Origin of the sequence: Pantoea sp. AS-PWVM4, from assembly GCF_000468095.1 — a bacterium.
GTDB classification, from domain to species: Bacteria; Pseudomonadota; Gammaproteobacteria; order Enterobacterales; family Enterobacteriaceae; genus Pantoea; species Pantoea phytobeneficialis.
On the sequence record NZ_ASZC01000003.1, the window covers coordinates 357363 to 376794 of the forward strand.

The window sequence follows — 19432 nt, forward strand, 5'->3', positions numbered from 1 at the left end:
AAACCAGCCCTGCTTTTTCAGATAATGACGGCACCCTGGTTACGCATTTGCTCGATGGCAATGGCGCTGTCTTCAGGGTTGAGATTGACCCCACGACAACCTTCCTCCACCACCTCGACCTGGTAGCCCAGTTCCAGCGCATCCAGCACGCTATATTTAACGCAATAATCGGTTGCTAAACCCAGCACCACCAGATGGCTGATGTCACGCTCGCGCAGCCATCTATCCAGCTCAGTTTTGCGCCGGTGGCCGTTATCGAAAAAGGCGCTGTAGCTGTCAACGTCAACATCTTCGCCTTTATGGAATACGGCATCGATCAGCGTGCGATCAAGATCAGGGTGGAAATCGGCACCCGCCGAACCCTGAATGCCATGATCCGGCCACCAGATCTGCGCCAGCCCGTTCAGCTCACCCAGGGTATAAACCGGCTCACCCGATACCGACGCAAAGCTGCCATGATTATTCGGATGCCAGTCCTGCAATGCCACCACACACTCGCCCCGGGCACGAAACTCACGCGCGTAGCGATTCGCAACGGCAACGGTCAGGTCACCTTCGCGTACGGCCATGGGGCCGCCGGGGCAAAAATCGTTCTGTATATCGATGATTATCAGTGCCCGCTTCATCACATCTCGCTCCGTATCAGTCTTCTGTCAGTTCGCCACGTAAATTCTGTTGCATTCTGGCACGAATTTCCGCGCTGGTGAGGTTTTGACTCAGTAAAAAGTGAAGTTTTGTTAATGTTGCTTCCACCGTGAGATCAAAACCACTGATCACCCCGGCATGCTCCAGCGCATTCCCTGTGGCGTAACCCCCCATATTCACCTTACCGGACATGCATTGCGTCAGGTTGACCACCACAATGCCGCGCTCGCTGGCCTGTTGCAGTTCAGCCAGAAACTCCGCGTTTTGTGGTGCATTGCCAACGCCGTAAGAACGCAGGATCAGGGCTTTCACCGGCTGACGCAGGAAGTTACGTACCACCTCGGCAGAGATCCCCGGATAAATCGTCACCACACCAATTGGTTGCGGGGTGATCGGGTGAACAATCAAGTCACCTGTACCCTTGGGAGCTGGAGGGGTATTCAGGCGGCGAATATGGATACCGGCTTCCAACAGCGGCGACAGGTTAGGGGAGGCAAACGCATTAAAACCATCGGCGTGGGCTTTGGTGGTGCGGTTGCCACGGAACAACGTGTTATTAAAGAATAGCGCGACTTCATTAATCGGATAATTGGCCGCGACATACAATGAGTTAAGCAAGTTTTGCTGACCGTCTGAGCGTAACTCGGCCAGCGGGATTTGCGAGCCGGTCACAATCACCGGCTTGGCGAGATTCTCCAGCATAAAGGAGAGGGCCGAAGCGGTGAACGCCATGGTGTCTGTGCCATGCAGAATCACAAAGCCGTCGTATTGATCGTAATTCTGTTTGATATCATCGGCGATGGCCTGCCAGTCCTCCGGCGTCATATCGGAAGAATCCATCAACGGTTGGTACTCGTGGATGGTGAAATCGGGCATTTCCGGGCGATGGAACTCGGGCATATTTGCCAGTTGCTGTTGCAGATGGCCAGAAACCGGAATGTAGCCGTGTGCCGAACGCTGCATACCAATGGTCCCGCCCGTGTAGGCTACATAGATATTTTTCTTTTGCATGAATGAACTCAGACTTGCCGTAAAACGCGCAGTATAAGGGGATTACCGGGGAAAAGCAGCCCGACCAGCGGCCGGGCTGTAAAGATTATTTTACCTGGCCACAGTTCAGGCAGAACGCGTAGCGATTTTGCGGATCGTTAAGGTTATCAAACAGACCGGGCTGTTTTTTCATTGCGCTCATAACATCCAACATCGGCGCAGGCAGCCATACTTTTAAGGCTTCCGGCATGATGGCGCTGGCAGACGCGCTCATCTGATTCAGCAGCAGATCCAGCATGCCCGGATCATCCTGATACCAGCTCAATTGCGGCGTGGTGATTTTCGCCAGTTCAGCGGCTTTGCTGACGGCATCATCAAAGTCGCCCAGCGCATCCACCAGCCCGTTAGCTTTGGCATCGCTGCCGGTCCAGACATGGCCCTGGGCTATCTCATTGATCTGCTCTGGCGTCTTATGACGCGAAGCCGCCACTAAACCGACGAAGTTACGATAGCCATTCTCGATAGTCAGTTGCATCAGTTGCTGCACTTCCGTCGGTAACGCTTTGGTGGTGGCGACGTCAGCCAGCGGCGAGGTGGCAACGCCATCGGTATGCACACCAATGGTGCTCAGGCTGTTCTCAACGGTATTGATCACGCCGAAGATGCCGATCGAACCGGTCAGCGTGCTGGGGTTAGCCACAATGTAATCCGCCGGGGTGGAGATCCAGTAGCCACCAGACGCGGCCATCCCGCCCATCGACACCACTACCGGTTTACCCGCCGCATGGGCAGCAGCCAGTTCTTCGCGGATGGCTTCTGACGCGGTCACGCTGCCACCAGGACTATTGACGCGCAGAATGATCGCTTTGATTTTCGGATCGAGACGCGCATCGCGGATCTGTGCAGCGGTGGTGTCGCCACCGACGTTTCCGGCGGTCTCTTCACCGTCCATAATCGCGCCACTCGCCATCACCACGGCGATATTGCCATCCTGCTGCGTGGGTTGCTTAACGGTGTAATCGTAAATGCTGACGTTACGATAATCGTTATTCTGTTTATCCCAGCCGAAGGTTTTGATCAGCTCCTGATCAGCAGAAGCACGGCTTTCCAGCGCGTCGACCAACTTGTTGTTCAGCGCATATTTTGCCGTATCACCCTGTACCGCCTGCAAACCGCTGATGATACCGGCGGCACCCGGGAACAACTGTTCCGGGGTAATCTGACGGTTCGCGGAGACGGTGTTCAGATAGTTCTGCCACAGCTGACCGATCCAACGGCTATCGGCATCGCGTGCTTCTGGTGACATATCGTCACGCAGGAACGGTTCGACCGCCGATTTATAGGTGCCGACGCGGAAGACATGTGAGTTAACCTTCAGCTTGTCGAGCAAGGTTTTGTAGTACAGGCCGTTAGTGGCGAAACCGTGCAGATCAACGGTGCCCTGCGGCGAGAGATAAACTTTGTTGGCGTAACTCGCCAGATAATATTGTGCCTGGCTGTAGCTATCGCCAATCGCGTAGACCGGTTTGCCGCTGTCACGGAATTCGCGCAGCGCTTTACCGACGTATTGCAATGACGGCTGATCGCCACCGGCAAAATCACGCAGATCCAGCACGATGCCGGTGATGTTTTTGTCACTTTTTGCCTGACGAATGGCATCGACCACATCAAACAGCGAGTTTTCCTGGAGACGATCACTACTGGTACCCAGCAACTGACGGCCAATCCGGCTCAGACGGTTGCTGACCGAAGGTTTGTCCACCAGCACCCCGGTAAGATCGACTTTCAATGCGCCCTGCTGGACCGGTTCGCTGCTGCCGGAACCGCTCACCTGTAACCAGATCCCCACACCCGCCAGGATCAACACAATCAGAAATAAATTAAGGATAAATTCCCGGATAAAATTCAGCACCCGCCAGCCCCAGCGGAACAGGCCAGCAATAATTCGCCACAATGTGCGCATAGACTCTCCATATTCACGTAGCCGAAGACAGCCAGCACGCCAGCCGCCTCGATATCGACCACATCCTAAAGAGCAGCGTGTTAAAAGTCAGCAGGAAATCGCGCCAGACTGTTACAAAAGATCGTGGTATGCCAGGATTAGACAACGTTTTTTTCCAAGGGAGAAGATAATGGATGCACTTGATTTGTTAGTTAATCGCCGTTCAGCCTCACGTCTGGCGGATCCCGCCCCGGCAGGTGAGGTGCTGGAAAACATCCTGCGCGCCGGTATGCGCGCGCCGGACCACGGCACCCTGCAACCCTGGCGCTTCATCATCGTCGAGAAAGAGGGACGTGAGCGCTTGAGCACGCTGCTGGAGCAGGCCGCGCGTGCCAGCGCGATGGATGACAAGGCCATCGAGAAAGCCAGCTCATCGCCGTTCCGGGCACCGATGATCATCACGGTGGTCGCACGTTGTGAAGAACATCCTAAAGTGCCACGCTGGGAACAGTTGATTTCCGCAGGCTGTGCGGTGATGGCGATGCAGATGGCGGCAGCCGCGCAGGGCTTCAATGGCATCTGGCGCAGTGGTCCCTGGACCGATCATCCGCAGGTGCGTGACGCCTTCGGCTGTCGGGAGCAGGATGCGATTGTCGGTTTTCTGTATCTCGGTACGCCGCAGTTAAAATCCAGCACCACGGTTCTGCCCCCTGACACGGCGGAATTTGTCAGTTATTTCTGACAGACACCCGCGGGTTTCTCCGTCAGGCTGAGCGGCGTTGCAAATATTGCACACCGCGTGTGCGATTGATCGAGCTGTGATTGCGCACCACTTACCTCAGGCTGGCAGCCAGGCTAACATAGCGCTATCTGCCAGTGCATAAGGAACCCGCCATGAGTGACCCTGTTCGCCTGACCCAATACAGCCACGGCGCTGGCTGTGGCTGCAAAATCTCACCCCAGGTGCTGGAAACCATCCTGCATAGTGAACTGAGCGCCTTCCACGATCCCCATCTGCTGGTGGGGAACGAAACCCGCGATGATGCCGCCGTTTATGACCTGGGCAATGGCAGTGCGGTGGTCAGCACCACCGACTTCTTTATGCCGATTGTTGACGATCCCCACACCTTTGGCCGTATCGCTGCCACCAATGCCATCAGCGATATCTATGCAATGGGCGGTAAGCCGATTATGGCGATCGCCATTCTTGGCTGGCCGGTGAATGTGCTGAGCCCCGAGGTCGCGCAGCAGGTGGTTGAGGGCGGTCGTGCGGCATGCCAGGCCGCCGGCATTGCGCTGGCGGGCGGTCATTCGATCGATTCACCTGAGCCGATTTTTGGCCTCGCCGTAACGGGCATCGTTGATGTGGCGCGGGTGAAGAAAAATAGCGCAGCCCAGCCTGGCTGCCAGCTGTTCCTGACCAAACCGCTCGGCATTGGTATTCTGACTACCGCCGAGAAAAAAGGGCTGTTACGACCGGAACATCACTCGCTGGCGGCGGAAGTGATGTGTCAGTTGAATAAGGTGGGTGCGGAGTTTGCCCAGCTCGCCGGAGTGACTGCAATGACCGATGTCACCGGTTTTGGTCTGTTGGGGCATTTAAGTGAAATCTGTCAGGGTTCCGGTTTACGTGCTGAGGTGAACTCGACCCAGGTGCCACGCCTGCCGGGTGTGGACGGGTATATCGCTGCCGGTGCCGTACCGGGAGGAACCAGTCGTAATTTTGCCAGCTACGGTCACCATGTGTCGCCGTTGGATGACGCGACGCGTGCGCTACTGTGTGACCCACAAACCTCCGGTGGTTTACTGGTGGCGGTACAGCCTTCTGAAGTTGAAGCCTTTCACCGCTGTGCCATGCTGGCCGGTGTGACGCCCACCGCGATTGGCGAATTGTATGACGCCGAACCCAATCATCCGCTGATTACCGTAGTTAACTGACGTTTAAGGATCGACGCCATTCATGCGTTTGTTTATTGCAGAAAAACCGAGCCTCGGACGTGCCATCGCCGACGTGTTGCCTAAACCCCATCGACGCGGCGATGGTTATATTGCCTGCGGTAATGATCAGGTTGTCACCTGGTGCGTCGGGCATTTGCTGGAACAGGCGCAACCTGATAGCTACGACAGCCGTTATGCGCGCTGGAATCTGGCTGACTTGCCGATTATCCCTGAGAAGTGGCGGCTCCAGCCGCGGCCCTCGGTGGCGAAACAACTTAAAGTCATTGAAGGCTTGTTGGCGCAAGCGTCCGAAGTGGTTCACGCGGGCGACCCGGATCGCGAAGGACAATTGCTGGTGGATGAGGTGATTGATTACCTGCAATTGCCTGCGGAAAAGCGCCAGAAAGTACAACGTTGCCTGATTAACGACCTCAACCCGCAGGCGGTGGAACGCGCAGTGAGCCGCCTGCGTGAAAACCGTGAGTTTATCCCGTTATGTGTTTCGGCGCTGGCACGCGCCCGTGCCGATTGGTTGTATGGCATCAACATGACCCGTGCCTGGACGCTGTTAGGGCGTAATGCAGGCTATGACGGTGTGTTGTCGGTCGGTCGGGTACAGACGCCGGTGCTTGGGCTGGTGGTACGACGCGATGAAGAGATTGAGAACTTTATCCCGAAGGACTATTTCGAAGTCAAAGCACATATTGTCACGCCAAAGGATGAGCGTTTTGTCGCCAGTTGGGTGCCGAGTGATGCCTGTGAACCCTGGCAGGATGAGGAAGGGCGCTTGCTGCACCGCCCACTGGCGGATCATGTGCTGGAGCGCATTAACGGCCAACCGGCGCTGGTCACCGCCTATAACGATAAACGGGAATCAGAAATCGCGCCGCTGCCGTTCTCCCTCTCCAGTTTGCAGATTGAAGCGGCAAAACGCTTCGGCCTGAGCGCACAAAACGTTCTGGATTGCTGCCAGCGTTTGTATGAAACCCACAAGCTGATCACCTATCCGCGTTCAGATTGCCGTTACCTGCCGGAAGAACACTTTGCCGGGCGTCATGCGGTGCTGAACGCCATTCAGGCCCATCAACCGGATATGACACCACCGGCTGATTTCAACCCTGAACAGCGCAACCGTTGCTGGGACGACAAGAAAGTCGATGCTCACCATGCCATCATCCCGACCGCACGCGCCAGTAAGGTAAATCTCAGTGAAAATGAAGCCAATATCTACGGCCTGATTGCGCGTCAGTACCTGATGCAGTTCTGTCCCGACGCGGTGTTTCGCAAGTGCGTGATTGATCTCGACATTGCGGGTGGCAAATTCGTTGCTAAGGCACGTTTCCTGGCGGAAGCGGGCTGGCGAGCGTTGCTTGGTAGCAAGGAGCGCGATGAAGAGAACGACGGCACGCCATTGCCGGTGGTCAGTAAAGGCGACGAACTGTTATGTGAACGTGGTGAAGTATTGGCAAAGCAGACGCAGCCACCCCGTCCGTTCACTGATGCCACGTTGCTTTCAGCCATGACCGGCATCGCACGCTTTGTGCAGGATAAAGATCTAAAGAAAGTGCTACGTGCGACCGATGGTTTAGGAACGGAAGCGACGCGAGCCGGCATTATTGAATTATTGTTCCGGCGAACATTCCTGGTGAAAAAGGGCCGCTATATTCACTCTACCGAGGCGGGCAGGGCATTGATCCATGCGCTGCCGGAAATGGCGGCACGGCCTGATATGACTGCCCACTGGGAATCGACGCTAACCCGCATCAGTGAAAAAGCCTGTCGTTACGATGAGTTTATGCAACCGCTGGTCAGCACCTTAATTGGCCTGATTGGCCAGGCGCGCCAGCAGCCATCGCTACAGGCATTTCGTGGCATTGCCGCAAGCGGGGGCGCGAGTGAGAAAAAACGGACACGCAAACCTGCCCGGCGCAAAATGAAGGAGACCGAGTGATGCGATATCTGATGGTGTTGCTGAGTGGCGTTCTGTTGTTGAGCAGCGCGGCACAGGCGAATCGCACCCCTGATTCTGGCCGCACGGGTAACACCGACGTGGTGGTGGATATGCCGCCAGAAGTCTGGACGCAGGGGCAAAATAATCAGCAGAGCAACTGTCTGCAATGCTGTACCTATGAGAATCGGAGCTACTCGGAGGGGGCGGTAGTCAAAGCGGAAGGTGTGCTGCTGCAATGTTCGCGCGATGAGAAAGTGATGGGTACTAATCCATTGATTTGGAAAATTATCAAATAAGTCGCGTGGCCTGAGCAGGCCACGCAGCGTCATCACAATTTAAAGGTTGACCATACCGGCGCATGGTCCGACGGTTTTTCCATGCTGCGGATGTCGTAATCAATACCGCTGTCGATACAACGCGATGCCAGAGGCTGACTGGCCAGCAGCAAATCGATACGCAGACCGCGGTTATCATCAAAGCCTTTGGAGCGGTAATCAAACCATGAGAAACGGTCAGTTGTTTCCGGGAATTGTGCACGCCAGGTATCAACCAGCCCCCAGTTAAGCAGGCGGTCCATCCACTCACGCTCTTCCGGCAAGAATGAACATTTACCGGTGCGCAGCCAACGCTTACGGTTCTCTTCACCGATGCCGATGTCGAGATCGGTGCTGCTGATATTCATATCACCCATAATCAGCACCGGTTTGTCTGCTGCCAGTTGAGTTTGCAGGTAGCTTTGCAGATCCTGATAAAACTTCTCTTTTGCCGGGAATTTGATCGGATGGTCGCGGCTTTCACCCTGCGGGAAGTAACCGTTGATCACCGTGATATTACCAATCGGGCTGGGGATTTCAGCCATAATCAGACGGCGCTGGGCATCTTCGCCATCAAGCGGGAAGCCGCGATGTACCGCGACCGGCTCGGCTTTGGTCAGTAGCGCGACCCCGTAATGGCCTTTTTGTCCATGATAAAAGACGTGGTAACCGAGTTTACTGACCTCTTCAAGCGGGAACATGTCGTCATGGACCTTGGTTTCCTGCAAGCCAATCACGTCCGGCTGATGCTGTTCCACCAGCGCTTCAAGTTGATGAGGGCGCGCACGCAAACCATTGATGTTAAATGAGACAAATTTCATTTCGCTACCATTTTTATCCGCAAAAGTATGGCGGGATGGTAGCGAGTTTTGTGGTAAATGTCATGGTCAGAAGCGGCATTGCGTAGCGGCGCGATATATCGCGCGGTTTTTCCGTGCTGAAAATGCGCGATAAATCACGCCGCTGTGCTTCAGAATCTGACAGCCCGGGCCAGTGCGGCAATCAATTCACTGCTGTTCATTCGCACGCAATAAGACGGCATGCCGCGTTCAAAACGCCACCCTTCAGCCAGTGGTCCGGCATCAACGGCATCGAAGCCGAAGGCGTCGTATAACGCGACCGCGATTGCTTTACCTTCTGCATCGTCACCGGCTACCGGCAGGGCGCGTCGACCGGATGTGGCTGCGGCCTGACCGTCACTCTCCAACTGGGTCATTGGAATGGCGTTGAAGGCTTTGGTGATCCGTGCCTCTGGCAGGTAACGGGCCAGCAGTTCGCTGGTGGTAGTGGCGCGGGAAGATAATTCGGCGATGTCGCCGTCGCGTTCGCGATAGTAATTCACCGCATCAAGGACGGGCTTGCTGCCAATCTCAGTGGCAGGCAGAGCATCAATGGCGGTCAGCGGCACCGCGATAATGACGATATCACCGAAGCTGGCGGCTTCCCGTGCTGTGCCAATCTCACAACCGATCATCGGGCGCAGGCTGAACAGCGTTTGCGGGTCGCGTGAGTTACTGAGCATGACCTGATGACCGGCCTGAATGGCTAATTTGGCGATCGCCCGGCCTACGAATCCAGCACCAATAATTCCTGTCTTCATTTTTCACTCCATCGGGTTGTTGTGAGTTGTAATATGATTCCCTCCCATAAGAAGATAAATCGCATTAATGTTGTTTTAAAAACAACTCTCAGGAGGGAATCATGGACAAACTGGCCGGGATGAAGGTGTTCGTCAAAGCCGCTGAATTAGGGTCATTTGCCGCTGTTGCTGATGCACTGGAGATGTCACCACAGATGGTGGCTAAACACATTGCAGCGCTTGAGACACGACTGGGTGCTGCACTAATCAATCGTACCACGCGACGTCAGCATTTGACTGAAATCGGCCGTCGCTACTATGAGCGTTGCCGCGTGGTGCTGACCGAAGTGGAGGAGGCGGATGCCGTAGTGTTGAATATGCAGGCCACGCCTTCCGGTATTATCCGTGTGAATGCCCCGGTGACCTTTGGGTCATACACACTCTCGCCTTTCATCAGCCGTTACCTCGCTGCCTGGCCACAAGTACAGGTCGAACTGACGTTGAGTGACAGAATCATCAATGCCACGGAGGAAGAAGCGGAGGTTTTGATCCGCATTGGGGAGTTGGCCGACAGCGCTATGGTAGCCTGGCCGCTGGCACCCTATCGATTGATTGCCTGTGCAGCCCCGTCTTACATTGCGCGTCATGGCATGCCCCAGACACCGGCAGAACTTCAACACCACGCCTGCCTGGTTTATGGCTACTGGTCAGCCACGATGCCCTGTCGCTGGATCTTTCATAAAGCGGGTAAGATTGAAGAGGTCAGGCCGGAAGGGCGCTTACGCTCCAACGACTGGAAAGCCCTGATGCATGCTGCACTTGAGGGTTATGGTGTGACTCTTGGACCAGAAGATGTGCTTAAAGAGGAAATCGATAAAGGACGTCTGGTGCGGGTGCTGCCGGATTACAGCGGACCCTCTCGCCCAATGCATATACTGGTGCCATCGGCGCGTAAGCAAACGACCAAGATACGTTGTTTTGTTGATGCGGTGAGGACTGAGTTTGCGAATAAATAAGGGTGAATATTCGGATGGTGGTGGGAGAAGGATTATTCGGCGCAAAGCGCCTCACCCTTCGGGCCGCGCTAAAGCGCGTTGTCTCGCGTGGCTCGACCCGAACCTTCGGTCGAAGCTTCTCATCCTTCTCCAATCAGCGATATGGGGAATGTGAGTGAAAGTCAGGAACAAGGGAGAATATTCGGATGGTGGTGGGAGAAGGATTCGAACCTTCGAAGTCTGTGACGGCAGATTTACAGTCTGCTCCCTTTGGCCGCTCGGGAATCCCACCAGGGATAAGGCATATTGTGGCAACAGGTCGCGGCGATTCAGATGGTGGTGGGAGAAGGATTCGAACCTTCGAAGTCTGTGACGGCAGATTTACAGTCTGCTCCCTTTGGCCGCTCGGGAATCCCACCACTGGCCTGAATCATTACGCCTGAAAGCGGGGCGCATAATACCAAATGCGCTTCATCTGTAAAGCGCCCGCACTAAATTTATGAATCGATTGCCCACTTTTTACTCGTGGCGCTGAAGGCTTGCGCAGTTCAGCGCCAAAGTGGTTAAAGAATGATCGTGCGGTTGCCGTATACAAACACGCGTTGACCCAGCACTTTATACAGTGCACGGCTCAATACATTCTTCTCTACATCGCGACCGGCGCGCATCATCTCTTCAGCGGTGTAGCTGTGATCAACGTTGATCACATCCTGCATAATGATCGGACCTTCATCGAGATTGTCGTTCACATAATGCGCGGTCGCGCCGATGATTTTCACACCACGCTCATACGCCTGATGATAGGGGCGTGCACCGATAAACGCCGGCAGGAAGGAGTGGTGAATGTTGATGATCTGGTTCGGGTAGCGTTGCACAAACGCGGGCGTCAGGACGCGCATATATTTCGCCAGCACCACATAATCGGGTTGATAACGATCAATCTCATCCGCCATGCGGTTGTCGTGTTCTTCGCGCGTCAGACCTTCATGGCTGACCAGCACAAAGGGAATATCAAAGCGTTCAACCAACGAGCGCAGCGTTTCATGGTTGCCAATCACCGCAGCGATTTCCATATCAAGACCACCAAAGGCGCTTTTCATCAACAGATCGCCAAGGCAGTGCGCCTCTTTGGTCACCAGGATCACCACACGACGGCGACCTGCGCTGTTCAGTTCGCGAATTGAACCCGCCGGTAAGGCGCTATCAAGATCCGCAAGCAGGGTGTTGTCGTTGAAAATGCCTTCAAGCTCTGTGCGCATAAAAAAGCGCCCGGTACGGTGATCGACAAATTCGTTGTTCTGCACGATGTTGAGTTCATGCTTGTAACAAATGTTGGTGATTTTGGCGATCAGACCTTTCGCATCGGGGCAAATGGTACGTAAAACTTTTCGTTGCATGGTTTGCGCTTGCATCTCGATCAGAGTCCTGTCAAAGCGATGAATGGTAATGCTGTTGGGCAGATGTCCACATCAGCCACAACATTTTTTGTATTTTTTATCGGAGCCACAAGGACAGCGATCGTTTCGCCCCAGTGGGGGCGTTGTTCCGTCCACATAGTACCAGCGTTGATCCTCACGAAGAAAGCGTGAACATTCATAGATGGCCGATGTGCGTCCTTTTTCGAGGTATCGCGCAAAAAAGGTCACGAATGCTTCATTCTGATGGCTTCCCTGATTACAACGGGTTACATTCAGGCCCAGCCATTCAGTACCGGAAAAACTTTCAGATAATAACGTCTCAAGTTCGGCCACACGTTGGCTGGAGTGCCAGGTTGCGACCAACCATGCCGCGTTTTTCTCCACGTATGCCGTGTAGCGTGAGCGCATCAGCTGTTCGGCGCTAGCCGGGGTAGCCTGCCCGGTCAGAAAGGGTTGGCAACATAGGCTATACTGCTTTCCGCTACAGCAGGGGCACGTTTCGGACACGTCATCTCCACAAAGTGATTAAAGTTAAAGATTGCGCGCTATGGTAGCTGACTGTCGGGCGCGAAGCTACGTACCAGGTAAATCCCGAGGTGAGATGAGAAAGGTGAGGATCGGGCTGGCCCTGGGTTCAGGTGCCGCCAAAGGCTGGTCGCACATTGGCGTGATCAATGCGTTAGAACGGGCCGGGGTCGAGATTGATGTGGTTGCCGGCTGTTCGGTGGGGGCGTTGGTGGGATCAGCGTATGTCAGTGGCCGTCTTGGTATGATGGAACGCTGGGTCAGCGCCTTTCGCTACTGGGATGTGATTCGCCTGATGGACCTTTCATGGCAACGTGGCGGACTATTGCGCGGTGATCGCGTGTTCAGCCATGTTCGGCAGCTGATACCCCATGAATTAATTGAGCAATGCGAAAAACCTTTCGGTGTCGTTGCCACCAATCTTAGTACCGGTCGTGAGTTGTGGTTAACCGATGGCGACCTGCATCAGGCGGTACGCGCATCATGCAGTATGCCAGGCTTATTACCACCCGTTGGCTACAATGGGTACTGGCTGGTCGATGGTGCGGTGGTCAACCCGGTACCCATTTCGCTTACGCGTGCGTTAGGGGCTGACATCGTGATTGCTGTCGATCTCCAGCATGATGCGCATCTGATGCAGCAGGATTTACTGTCAGTGACGCCGCAGAGTGGTGAGGAGCAGGCGGCAGCAGAAGCATTGAGCTGGGGTAAAAAATTACGTCAGCGACTACTGGGACTTACCCAGCGTCGTGCAAATCAAACGCCTGGTGCTATGGAGATTATGTCGACCTCCATCCAGGTGCTGGAAAATCGCCTGAAGCGCAATCGTATGGCAGGCGATCCGCCGGATGTGCTGATTCAACCCTTTTGTCCGCAAATTTCTACGCTGGACTTTCACCGGGCTGAAGAGGCCATCGCGGCAGGCAAGGCCGCCGTCGAGAAAAAAATGGATGAACTATTACCGCTGGTCCGTAGCAGATAGTCAGGTTGTTCATTCACAGGTGTTGTGACTTCGGTTAATTCTGAAAGGCACAACTGCGTTTTATGAACCACTATTGAAATGTCTGGTACGCAGGGGGAGAGAATGGAAAAACCGCTAATCGGCAAAAAGATACTCATTGTCGAAGATGAGGTCGTTTTCCGTTCGTTGCTTGATAACTTTTTAATCAGTCTTGGCGCGCAGACCATGCAGGCCGGAGATGGTCTTGATGGGCTGACGCTGCTCACTGCACAGGCGGTTGATCTGGTCATTTGCGATCTGGAAATGCCGCGTATGGGTGGGATTCAGTTCGTGGAACGCATCCGCAGCCGGGGTAACAGCGTGCCAATCCTCATCATATCCGCTACCCAGAACATGGCGGATATTGCCCATGTGTTACGCCTTGGCGTTCAGGATGTACTGCTTAAACCGCTGAGAAATCTCGATCGTTTTCGCGAAGCGGTGTACGAATGCCTCTATCCTTCGATGTTTACCTCAAAAGTTGAGGAAGACGAACAACTTTTTCAGGACTGGGATGCGCTGGTGAGCGATCCTCTGGCGGCGGCAAAGTTACTGAAACAATTGCAGCCTCCGGTCCAACAAAATATTGCCAATTGCCGAATCAATTACCGACAACTCACTATGGCAGAACAGCCGGGCCTGGTGTTGGATATTGCTGCCCTGTCAGATAAAGATCTGGCGTTTTATTGTCTGGACGTCACCCGGGCGGGCGATAATGGCGTACTGGCGGCCTTGTTGCTGCGTGCGTTATTCAATGGCTTGTTGCAGGAACAACTTTCCGGTCAGAAGCAGCGGTTGCCTGAGTTAAATGGTCTGCTGCGTCAGGTCAATATGTTGTTGCGGCAGGCAAACCTTAATGGTCAATTCCCGCTGCTGGTGGGTTATTACCATCGGCAGCTGAAAAACCTTATTCTGGTGTCAGCCGGTCTGAATGCCACCCTGCACATTAACACCCATCAAATTCAACTCAGTAATGGCGTACCGCTTGGCACTATGGGGAGTACGCATCTTAATCAAATTAGCCAACGCGCCGAGTCCTGGCAGTGCCACGTATGGGGCGCTGGTGGCCGACTCCGCCTGATGTTATCGGCTGAAGAATAAACGATTACATTTATATTTTTCGCGGGTTGAAGACAGGACCAGGGCTTAGCTTTACACTTGGGTAATAGTCTTAAATTCCGCGGATTAACTTCATCCAGGATAAATCCGTCAAAGAGTAACTGATATACTCAATTTCGATTTTTAAACCGACATATCAAGTATTAACTTGAGCGGCCTATAAGAGAGGTATCTTGATGTCTGCCTTTAAGTCAAAAGTAAAAAAAGCGGTAATCCCTGTAGCTGGCCTGGGCACGCGTATGCTGCCAGCCACCAAAGCTATCCCGAAAGAAATGTTACCGCTGGTTGATAAGCCGTTGATCCAGTATGTCGTGAACGAGTGTATCGCTGCCGGCATTAATGAGATCGTGCTGGTCACCCATTCCTCTAAAAACGCCATCGAGAACCACTTTGATACCAGTTTTGAGCTGGAGTCGATGCTGGAAAAACGTGTTAAGCGTCAGCTGCTGGATGAAATCCAGTCTATTTGCCCGCCGCATGTCACCATCATGCAGGTTCGTCAGGGTATCGCCAAAGGTCTGGGCCACGCTGTGATGTGTGCACACCCGCTGGTTGGTGATGAGCCGGTTGCAGTCATTCTGCCGGACGTGATCATCGATGAGTACGAGTCCGACCCGACGAAAGACAACCTGGCAGAAATGCTGTCTCGTTATGAAGAAAGTGGCCGTAGCCAGATTATGGTTGAGCCGGTTGCAGACGTGACGGCATACGGCGTGGTTGACTGCAAAGGCGCCGATCTGGCTCCGGGTCAAAGCGCACCGATGGTCGGTGTGGTTGAGAAGCCGAAAGCCGCTGAAGCCCCGTCAAATCTGGCGGTAGTGGGCCGTTATGTACTGTCTGCTGATATCTGGCCTCTGTTGGCAAAAACCCCTCCGGGTGCAGGTGGTGAAGTTCAGCTGACTGACTCCATTGCCATGCTGATGGAAAAAGAGACCGTTGAAGCTTACCACCTGAAAGGTGTGAGCCACGACTGCGGTAACAAATTGGGTTATATGCAGGCTTTTGTTGAATACGGTGTTCGTCATCCGGTTCTGGGTAAAGATTTCACCCAATGGCTTGAAGGCGCTGTAGGAAACAAAAAGTAATCCATTAAAAACAGGATAATTCAATGAAAGTCACTGTATTTGGTATCGGCTATGTCGGTCTGGTTCAGGCTGCGGTGTTAGCCGAAGTCGGACATGACGTTCTCTGTATTGATGTCGACGCGAAAAAAGTCGAAAACCTGAAAAAAGGCATCATTCCGATTTATGAACCCGGTTTAACCCCGCTGGTGATGTCGAACTATGAGGCAGGTCGCCTTAAGTTCAGCACCAACGCGGAAGAGGGTGTCAACCACGGTGTGATGCAGTTCATCGCGGTGGGGACGCCCCCGGATGAGGACGGTTCTGCCGATCTGAAATATGTGACTGCGGTTGCGCGTACCATTGCGCAACATATGAATGATCACAAAGTGGTTATCGATAAGTCGACAGTACCGGTCGGTACTGCTGATAAAGTGCGCGCAGTGATGACCGAAACCCTGAAAAAACGTGATGCTAATATCGCGTTTGATGTGGTTTCAAACCCGGAATTCCTCAAGGAAGGTGCAGCGGTTAATGACTGCATGCGTCCTGAGCGCATCGTTATTGGCACCGACAATGACGACGTGGTTGAGCTGTTACGCGAGCTGTATGAGCCGTTCAACCGTAATCACGATCGTATGATTTTGATGGACATCCGTAGTGCAGAGCTGACCAAATACGCAGCAAACTGCATGCTTGCCACCAAAATCAGCTTTATGAACGAGATGTCTAACCTGGCTGAACGACTGGGTGCGGATATTGAGAAGGTGCGTCAGGGTATCGGTTCTGATTCCCGTATTGGCTACCACTTTATCTATCCGGGCTGTGGCTATGGTGGTTCCTGTTTCCCGAAAGATGTGCAGGCGCTGATCCGCACAGCAGAGTCTATCGGTTACAAACCCCGTCTGTTGCAGGCGGTTGAAGATGTGAATGATTCACAGAAAAGTAAACTTCCCACCTTTATCAAACGTCACTTCGGCGATGATTTGCGTGGTAAAACCTTTGCTCTGTGGGGTCTGGCATTTAAACCGAACACTGATGATATGCGTGAAGCCTCCAGCCGTGTACTGATTGAAACGTTATGGGAAGCAGGTGCTACCGTTCAGGCGTTCGATCCGGAAGCGATGGATGAAGCACAGCGTATCTACGGACACCGTAGCGACCTGAAGCTTATGGGTACCAAAGAAGCGGCGTTGCAGGGAGCTGATGGCCTGGTGATTTGCACTGAATGGCAAAACTTCCGTGCCCCTGATTTTGATGTGATTAAAACAGCATTAAAACAACCCGTGATTTTTGATGGTCGTAACCTGTATGATCCGGAGCGTATCAGCAAACGCGGTTTCGTTTATTATGCAATCGGCCGCGGGGCTTCAATTCAAATTGCGTAATAGATGAGGGATGTATGAAGTTTCTGGTTACCGGTGTAGCAGGTTTTATTGGATTTCATGTGAGTCAGCGTCTGCTGGCTGCCGGTCACCAGGTTGTCGGCATCGACAACCTTAATGACTATTATGATGTCGGCCTGAAACAAGCTCGCCTTGACCAGATAGCGCAACATCCCGCATTCAGCTTTAGCAAAATGGACCTGGCAGATCGCCAGGCCATTTCTTCTTTATTTGAGCAGCAAGGTTTCGATCGGGTTATTCATTTAGGCGCGCAGGCAGGGGTACGATATTCCATCGAAAACCCACATGCCTATGCCGATGCAAACTTGATCGGGCACCTGAATATTCTTGAAGGTTGTCGCCACCATAAAATTGGGCATTTGCTTTACGCCTCGTCCAGTTCAGTTTATGGTCTGAACCGCAAAATGCCTTTTTCAACTGATGATTCGGTTGACCATCCTGTTTCACTTTATGCGGCGACCAAAAAAGCCAATGAGCTGATGTCGCACACCTATTCGCATCTCTACCAATTGCCCACTACCGGTTTACGTTTCTTCACGGTATACGGTCCGTGGGGACGTCCTGATATGGCGTTGTTTAAATTTACGCGCGCAATGCTGGCAGGTGAGCGCATTGATGTTTACAACAACGGGCAAATGAAACGCGACTTCACCTACATTGATGATATTGCCGAGGCCATTGTGCGTTTGCAGGATGTGATTCCGCAACCCGATGAGCAATGGACGGTGGAGACCGGAACGCCAGCAAGCAGTTCAGCACCTTATCGCGTGTATAACATCGGAAATAGCCAGCCAGTGAGCCTGATGGATTATATCAAGGCACTGGAGAATGCCTTGGGCATCGAAGCAAATAAGAATTTGATGCCGATGCAGCCGGGAGATGTGCTGGAGACCAGCGCGGATACGCAACCATTGTATGATGCGATCAATTTCCGGCCACAAACCAGCGTCGCTGAAGGCGTGCAGCAATTTGTTGACTGGTATCGTGAATTTTACCACGCGTAATCATGCATGAAAAAAGGAAGCCTCAGGCTTCCTTTTTTTTACCTGGTGAATTCACCAAATGGGTGTGTAATCACAAAAATTGCTAAGCACTGGTGGGGTTACAGCAGGAAATCGTCCAACTGTTTGCCTTGTTCTTCAATCGCTTTTTTAATCACGGCTGGTGTACGACCCTGACCAGTCCAGGTGCGGGTTTCACCATTTTCGTCAACATACTGATATTTTGCCGGACGAGCTGCGCGCTTGGTTTTACCCGCAACTTTAGTTTCTGATAAAGCCTGCAATAACTCATTCGGGTCGATACCATCAGCAATCAGCATCTCACGATATTGTTCGAGTTTACGCGTACGCTCGGCATTTTCTGCTTGCGCATGAGACTCTTCTTCACGACGTTCATTCACCACAACTTCGAGTTTCTCCAGCATCTCTTCCAGAGTTTCCAGAGTGCATTCCCGAGCCTGTGCGCGCAATGTACGGATATTATTAAGAATTTTAAGTGCTTCGCTCATTGTCCTAATCTCAAAATATATTTAATGGGAGTTGTTCTGCCAGCTCATAATAGTGGCGGAAAAAAATAACTGCAATAGCCAGATTAAAAAGTAAAACGTAAATTAAAACGCAGAAGGCATTTTAGCGACAGATGTAGTCTATTTAACTTGTCACATTGTATTCGATAGCCCTTAAAGTTTGTGGTTCAAAGGTGCGCTGAAGGCATGCAGTTGATCCGCTAAAGGAATAAAAATGAATAAAAAGTCGACATGGCCACTCCTTTATCATTGAGTGCTATTTGCGTGCTCAAGTGGCATTCTGTTAAGTGAACTTATGCTGTTAATTTGAGCAAATGATAAAAACAATCCTGCGCTACAGCGTGATACCTTTATGGTAGACTTGCGCGCATCTGATTTTGGCCCTGAAGAGATTTACCAATGGCTCAACTCTATTTTTATTACTCAGCGATGAATGCGGGCAAATCAACGGCGCTGCTACAGTCATCCTATAATTATCAGGAGCGTGGTATGCGCACCCTGGTCTATACCGCTGAAATTGACGATCGCTTTGGTGCGGGCAAGGTAAGTTCACGTATCGGTCTGTCATCACCTGCCTGCTTATATAATGCAGAAACTCAACTCGATGTGGAAATAGCCGCAGAACATGCCCGTCAACCGCTTCATTGTGTATTGGTCGACGAAAGCCAGTTTCTGACGCGCGAACAGGTCAGGGCGTTGTCGGATGTGGTCGACAATATGGATATTCCGGTGCTGTGCTATGGATTACGCACTGATTTCCGTGGCGAATTATTTGTCGGTAGCCAATATCTGTTGGCATGGGCTGATAAGTTGGTTGAGCTGAAAACCATCTGCCATTGTGGACGTAAAGCCAGCATGGTTTTACGCCTCGATGCTAGCGGTAAGCCTTTTAGTGAAGGTGAGCAGGTGGTGATCGGTGGAAATGAACGATATATATCTGTCTGCCGTAAACATTATAAGCAGGCGATTGATGAAGGATCATTAAAAGCCATTTATGGGAATCGCCAGCCCGAATTATAAA

General features: G+C 52.8%; 19 protein-coding genes, 2 tRNA genes and 1 other RNA gene. 11 read left to right on the forward strand and 11 right to left on the reverse strand.

Going from position 1 to position 19432, the window contains the following annotated elements; all coding sequences use genetic code 11:
- Positions 1 to 17: 17 nt before the first annotated feature.
- The 3 genes from pncA to sppA all read right to left on the reverse strand — a co-directional run bounded on the left by pncA (position 18) and on the right by sppA (position 3598).
- Complete coding sequence (gene pncA, locus L579_RS04235; protein WP_036625009.1) at positions 18 to 626, reverse strand: bifunctional nicotinamidase/pyrazinamidase; 609 nt, start codon at positions 624 to 626, stop codon at positions 18 to 20.
- Between the two features lie 16 nt (positions 627 to 642).
- Complete coding sequence (gene ansA, locus L579_RS04240) at positions 643 to 1656, reverse strand: asparaginase (RefSeq protein ID WP_036625011.1); 1014 nt, start codon at positions 1654 to 1656, stop codon at positions 643 to 645.
- A gap of 85 nt (positions 1657 to 1741) precedes the next feature.
- Positions 1742 to 3598, reverse strand: coding sequence for a signal peptide peptidase SppA (gene sppA, locus L579_RS04245; protein WP_021183044.1), 1857 nt, complete (start codon positions 3596 to 3598; stop codon positions 1742 to 1744).
- A gap of 169 nt (positions 3599 to 3767) precedes the next feature.
- Here sppA and L579_RS04250 point away from each other — a divergent pair, with 169 nt between their 5' ends.
- The 4 genes from L579_RS04250 to L579_RS04265 all read left to right on the forward strand — a co-directional run bounded on the left by L579_RS04250 (position 3768) and on the right by L579_RS04265 (position 7762).
- Complete coding sequence (locus L579_RS04250; protein ID WP_021183045.1) at positions 3768 to 4319, forward strand: NAD(P)H nitroreductase; 552 nt, start codon at positions 3768 to 3770, stop codon at positions 4317 to 4319.
- 152 nt (positions 4320 to 4471) lie between these two features.
- Positions 4472 to 5515, forward strand: a complete 1044-nt coding sequence (gene selD, locus L579_RS04255; RefSeq protein ID WP_021183046.1) for a selenide, water dikinase SelD — start codon at positions 4472 to 4474, stop codon at positions 5513 to 5515.
- 22 nt (positions 5516 to 5537) lie between these two features.
- Positions 5538 to 7466 (forward strand): DNA topoisomerase III, encoded by a 1929-nt coding sequence (locus L579_RS04260; protein ID WP_021183047.1) that lies wholly within the window; start codon positions 5538 to 5540, stop codon positions 7464 to 7466.
- Complete coding sequence (locus L579_RS04265; RefSeq protein ID WP_021183048.1) at positions 7466 to 7762, forward strand: YnjH family protein; 297 nt, start codon at positions 7466 to 7468, stop codon at positions 7760 to 7762. Before L579_RS04260 ends, L579_RS04265 begins: the two co-directional genes overlap by 1 nt.
- A 32-nt stretch (positions 7763 to 7794) precedes the next feature.
- Here L579_RS04265 and xthA read toward each other — a convergent pair whose 3' ends face one another.
- A complete protein-coding gene (gene xthA / locus L579_RS04270) occupies positions 7795 to 8601 on the reverse strand; it encodes an exodeoxyribonuclease III (protein WP_021183049.1) in 807 nt (268 codons plus the stop codon).
- A 149-nt stretch (positions 8602 to 8750) separates the two neighbouring features.
- A complete protein-coding gene (locus L579_RS04275) occupies positions 8751 to 9380 on the reverse strand; it encodes an NADPH-dependent F420 reductase (protein ID WP_021183050.1) in 630 nt (209 codons plus the stop codon).
- Between the two features lie 101 nt (positions 9381 to 9481).
- Here L579_RS04275 and L579_RS04280 point away from each other — a divergent pair, with 101 nt between their 5' ends.
- The gene (locus L579_RS04280) at positions 9482 to 10375 is read left to right on the forward strand and encodes a LysR family transcriptional regulator (RefSeq protein ID WP_021183051.1); all 894 of its coding nucleotides are present in this window, start codon (positions 9482 to 9484) and stop codon (positions 10373 to 10375) included.
- A 15-nt stretch (positions 10376 to 10390) separates the two neighbouring features.
- On the opposite strand, the gene L579_RS23175 is transcribed toward L579_RS04280, so the two are convergent.
- The 5 genes from L579_RS23175 to L579_RS04300 form a co-directional block, all read right to left on the reverse strand.
- Positions 10391 to 10519, reverse strand: a non-coding RNA gene (locus L579_RS23175) — RtT sRNA.
- Between the two features lie 42 nt (positions 10520 to 10561).
- Positions 10562 to 10646 (reverse strand) — tRNA-Tyr (locus L579_RS04285).
- A gap of 42 nt (positions 10647 to 10688) precedes the next feature.
- A tRNA-Tyr gene (locus tag L579_RS04290) sits at positions 10689 to 10773 on the reverse strand.
- A gap of 144 nt (positions 10774 to 10917) precedes the next feature.
- Positions 10918 to 11766, reverse strand: a complete 849-nt coding sequence (gene purU, locus L579_RS04295; protein WP_021183052.1) for a formyltetrahydrofolate deformylase — start codon at positions 11764 to 11766, stop codon at positions 10918 to 10920.
- 57 nt (positions 11767 to 11823) lie between these two features.
- On the reverse strand, positions 11824 to 12279 hold the full coding sequence (locus tag L579_RS04300; RefSeq protein WP_036625016.1) for a YchJ family protein: 456 nt from the start codon (positions 12277 to 12279) through the stop codon (positions 11824 to 11826).
- Positions 12280 to 12373: 94 nt separating this feature from the next.
- Here L579_RS04300 and rssA point away from each other — a divergent pair, with 94 nt between their 5' ends.
- The 5 genes from rssA to L579_RS04325 all read left to right on the forward strand — a co-directional run bounded on the left by rssA (position 12374) and on the right by L579_RS04325 (position 17887).
- A complete protein-coding gene (gene rssA / locus L579_RS04305; RefSeq protein WP_036625018.1) occupies positions 12374 to 13279 on the forward strand; it encodes a patatin-like phospholipase RssA in 906 nt (301 codons plus the stop codon).
- Between the two features lie 102 nt (positions 13280 to 13381).
- Positions 13382 to 14398, forward strand: coding sequence for a two-component system response regulator RssB (gene rssB, locus L579_RS04310; protein WP_021183054.1), 1017 nt, complete (start codon positions 13382 to 13384; stop codon positions 14396 to 14398).
- Positions 14399 to 14592: 194 nt separating this feature from the next.
- Positions 14593 to 15501 (forward strand): UTP--glucose-1-phosphate uridylyltransferase GalU, encoded by a 909-nt coding sequence (galU, locus tag L579_RS04315; protein WP_021183055.1) that lies wholly within the window; start codon positions 14593 to 14595, stop codon positions 15499 to 15501.
- A 23-nt stretch (positions 15502 to 15524) separates the two neighbouring features.
- A complete protein-coding gene (locus tag L579_RS04320; RefSeq protein WP_021183056.1) occupies positions 15525 to 16865 on the forward strand; it encodes a UDP-glucose dehydrogenase family protein in 1341 nt (446 codons plus the stop codon).
- Between the two features lie 14 nt (positions 16866 to 16879).
- Positions 16880 to 17887 (forward strand): NAD-dependent epimerase, encoded by a 1008-nt coding sequence (locus L579_RS04325; RefSeq protein ID WP_021183057.1) that lies wholly within the window; start codon positions 16880 to 16882, stop codon positions 17885 to 17887.
- A 98-nt stretch (positions 17888 to 17985) separates the two neighbouring features.
- On the opposite strand, the gene hns is transcribed toward L579_RS04325, so the two are convergent.
- A complete protein-coding gene (hns, locus tag L579_RS04330; protein ID WP_036625038.1) occupies positions 17986 to 18393 on the reverse strand; it encodes a histone-like nucleoid-structuring protein H-NS in 408 nt (135 codons plus the stop codon).
- 417 nt (positions 18394 to 18810) lie between these two features.
- Here hns and tdk point away from each other — a divergent pair, with 417 nt between their 5' ends.
- Complete coding sequence (gene tdk / locus L579_RS04335; protein WP_021183059.1) at positions 18811 to 19431, forward strand: thymidine kinase; 621 nt, start codon at positions 18811 to 18813, stop codon at positions 19429 to 19431.
- Position 19432: the final 1 nt, after the last annotated feature.

Bases quoted from the DNA above. Each gene is read 5' to 3' on its own strand.
- L579_RS04250 (WP_021183045.1), top strand. From the start codon at position 3,768: ATGGATGCACTTGATTTGTTAGTTAATCGCCGTTCAGCCTCACGTCTG.
- purU (WP_021183052.1), bottom strand. From the start codon at position 11,766: ATGCAAGCGCAAACCATGCAACGAAAAGTTTTACGTACCATTTGCCCC.
- L579_RS04325 (WP_021183057.1), top strand. From the start codon at position 16,880: ATGAAGTTTCTGGTTACCGGTGTAGCAGGTTTTATTGGATTTCATGTG.
- selD (WP_021183046.1), top strand. From the start codon at position 4,472: ATGAGTGACCCTGTTCGCCTGACCCAATACAGCCACGGCGCTGGCTGT.
- L579_RS04275 (WP_021183050.1), bottom strand. From the start codon at position 9,380: ATGAAGACAGGAATTATTGGTGCTGGATTCGTAGGCCGGGCGATCGCC.
- L579_RS04260 (WP_021183047.1), top strand. From the start codon at position 5,538: ATGCGTTTGTTTATTGCAGAAAAACCGAGCCTCGGACGTGCCATCGCC.
- ansA (WP_036625011.1), bottom strand. From the start codon at position 1,656: ATGCAAAAGAAAAATATCTATGTAGCCTACACGGGCGGGACCATTGGT.
- L579_RS04320 (WP_021183056.1), top strand. From the start codon at position 15,525: ATGAAAGTCACTGTATTTGGTATCGGCTATGTCGGTCTGGTTCAGGCT.
- rssB (WP_021183054.1), top strand. From the start codon at position 13,382: ATGGAAAAACCGCTAATCGGCAAAAAGATACTCATTGTCGAAGATGAG.
- L579_RS04280 (WP_021183051.1), top strand. From the start codon at position 9,482: ATGGACAAACTGGCCGGGATGAAGGTGTTCGTCAAAGCCGCTGAATTA.
- rssA (WP_036625018.1), top strand. From the start codon at position 12,374: ATGAGAAAGGTGAGGATCGGGCTGGCCCTGGGTTCAGGTGCCGCCAAA.
- galU (WP_021183055.1), top strand. From the start codon at position 14,593: ATGTCTGCCTTTAAGTCAAAAGTAAAAAAAGCGGTAATCCCTGTAGCT.
- xthA (WP_021183049.1), bottom strand. From the start codon at position 8,601: ATGAAATTTGTCTCATTTAACATCAATGGTTTGCGTGCGCGCCCTCAT.
- tdk (WP_021183059.1), top strand. From the start codon at position 18,811: ATGGCTCAACTCTATTTTTATTACTCAGCGATGAATGCGGGCAAATCA.
- sppA (WP_021183044.1), bottom strand. From the start codon at position 3,598: ATGCGCACATTGTGGCGAATTATTGCTGGCCTGTTCCGCTGGGGCTGG.
- hns (WP_036625038.1), bottom strand. From the start codon at position 18,393: ATGAGCGAAGCACTTAAAATTCTTAATAATATCCGTACATTGCGCGCA.
- L579_RS04265 (WP_021183048.1), top strand. From the start codon at position 7,466: ATGCGATATCTGATGGTGTTGCTGAGTGGCGTTCTGTTGTTGAGCAGC.
- pncA (WP_036625009.1), bottom strand. From the start codon at position 626: ATGAAGCGGGCACTGATAATCATCGATATACAGAACGATTTTTGCCCC.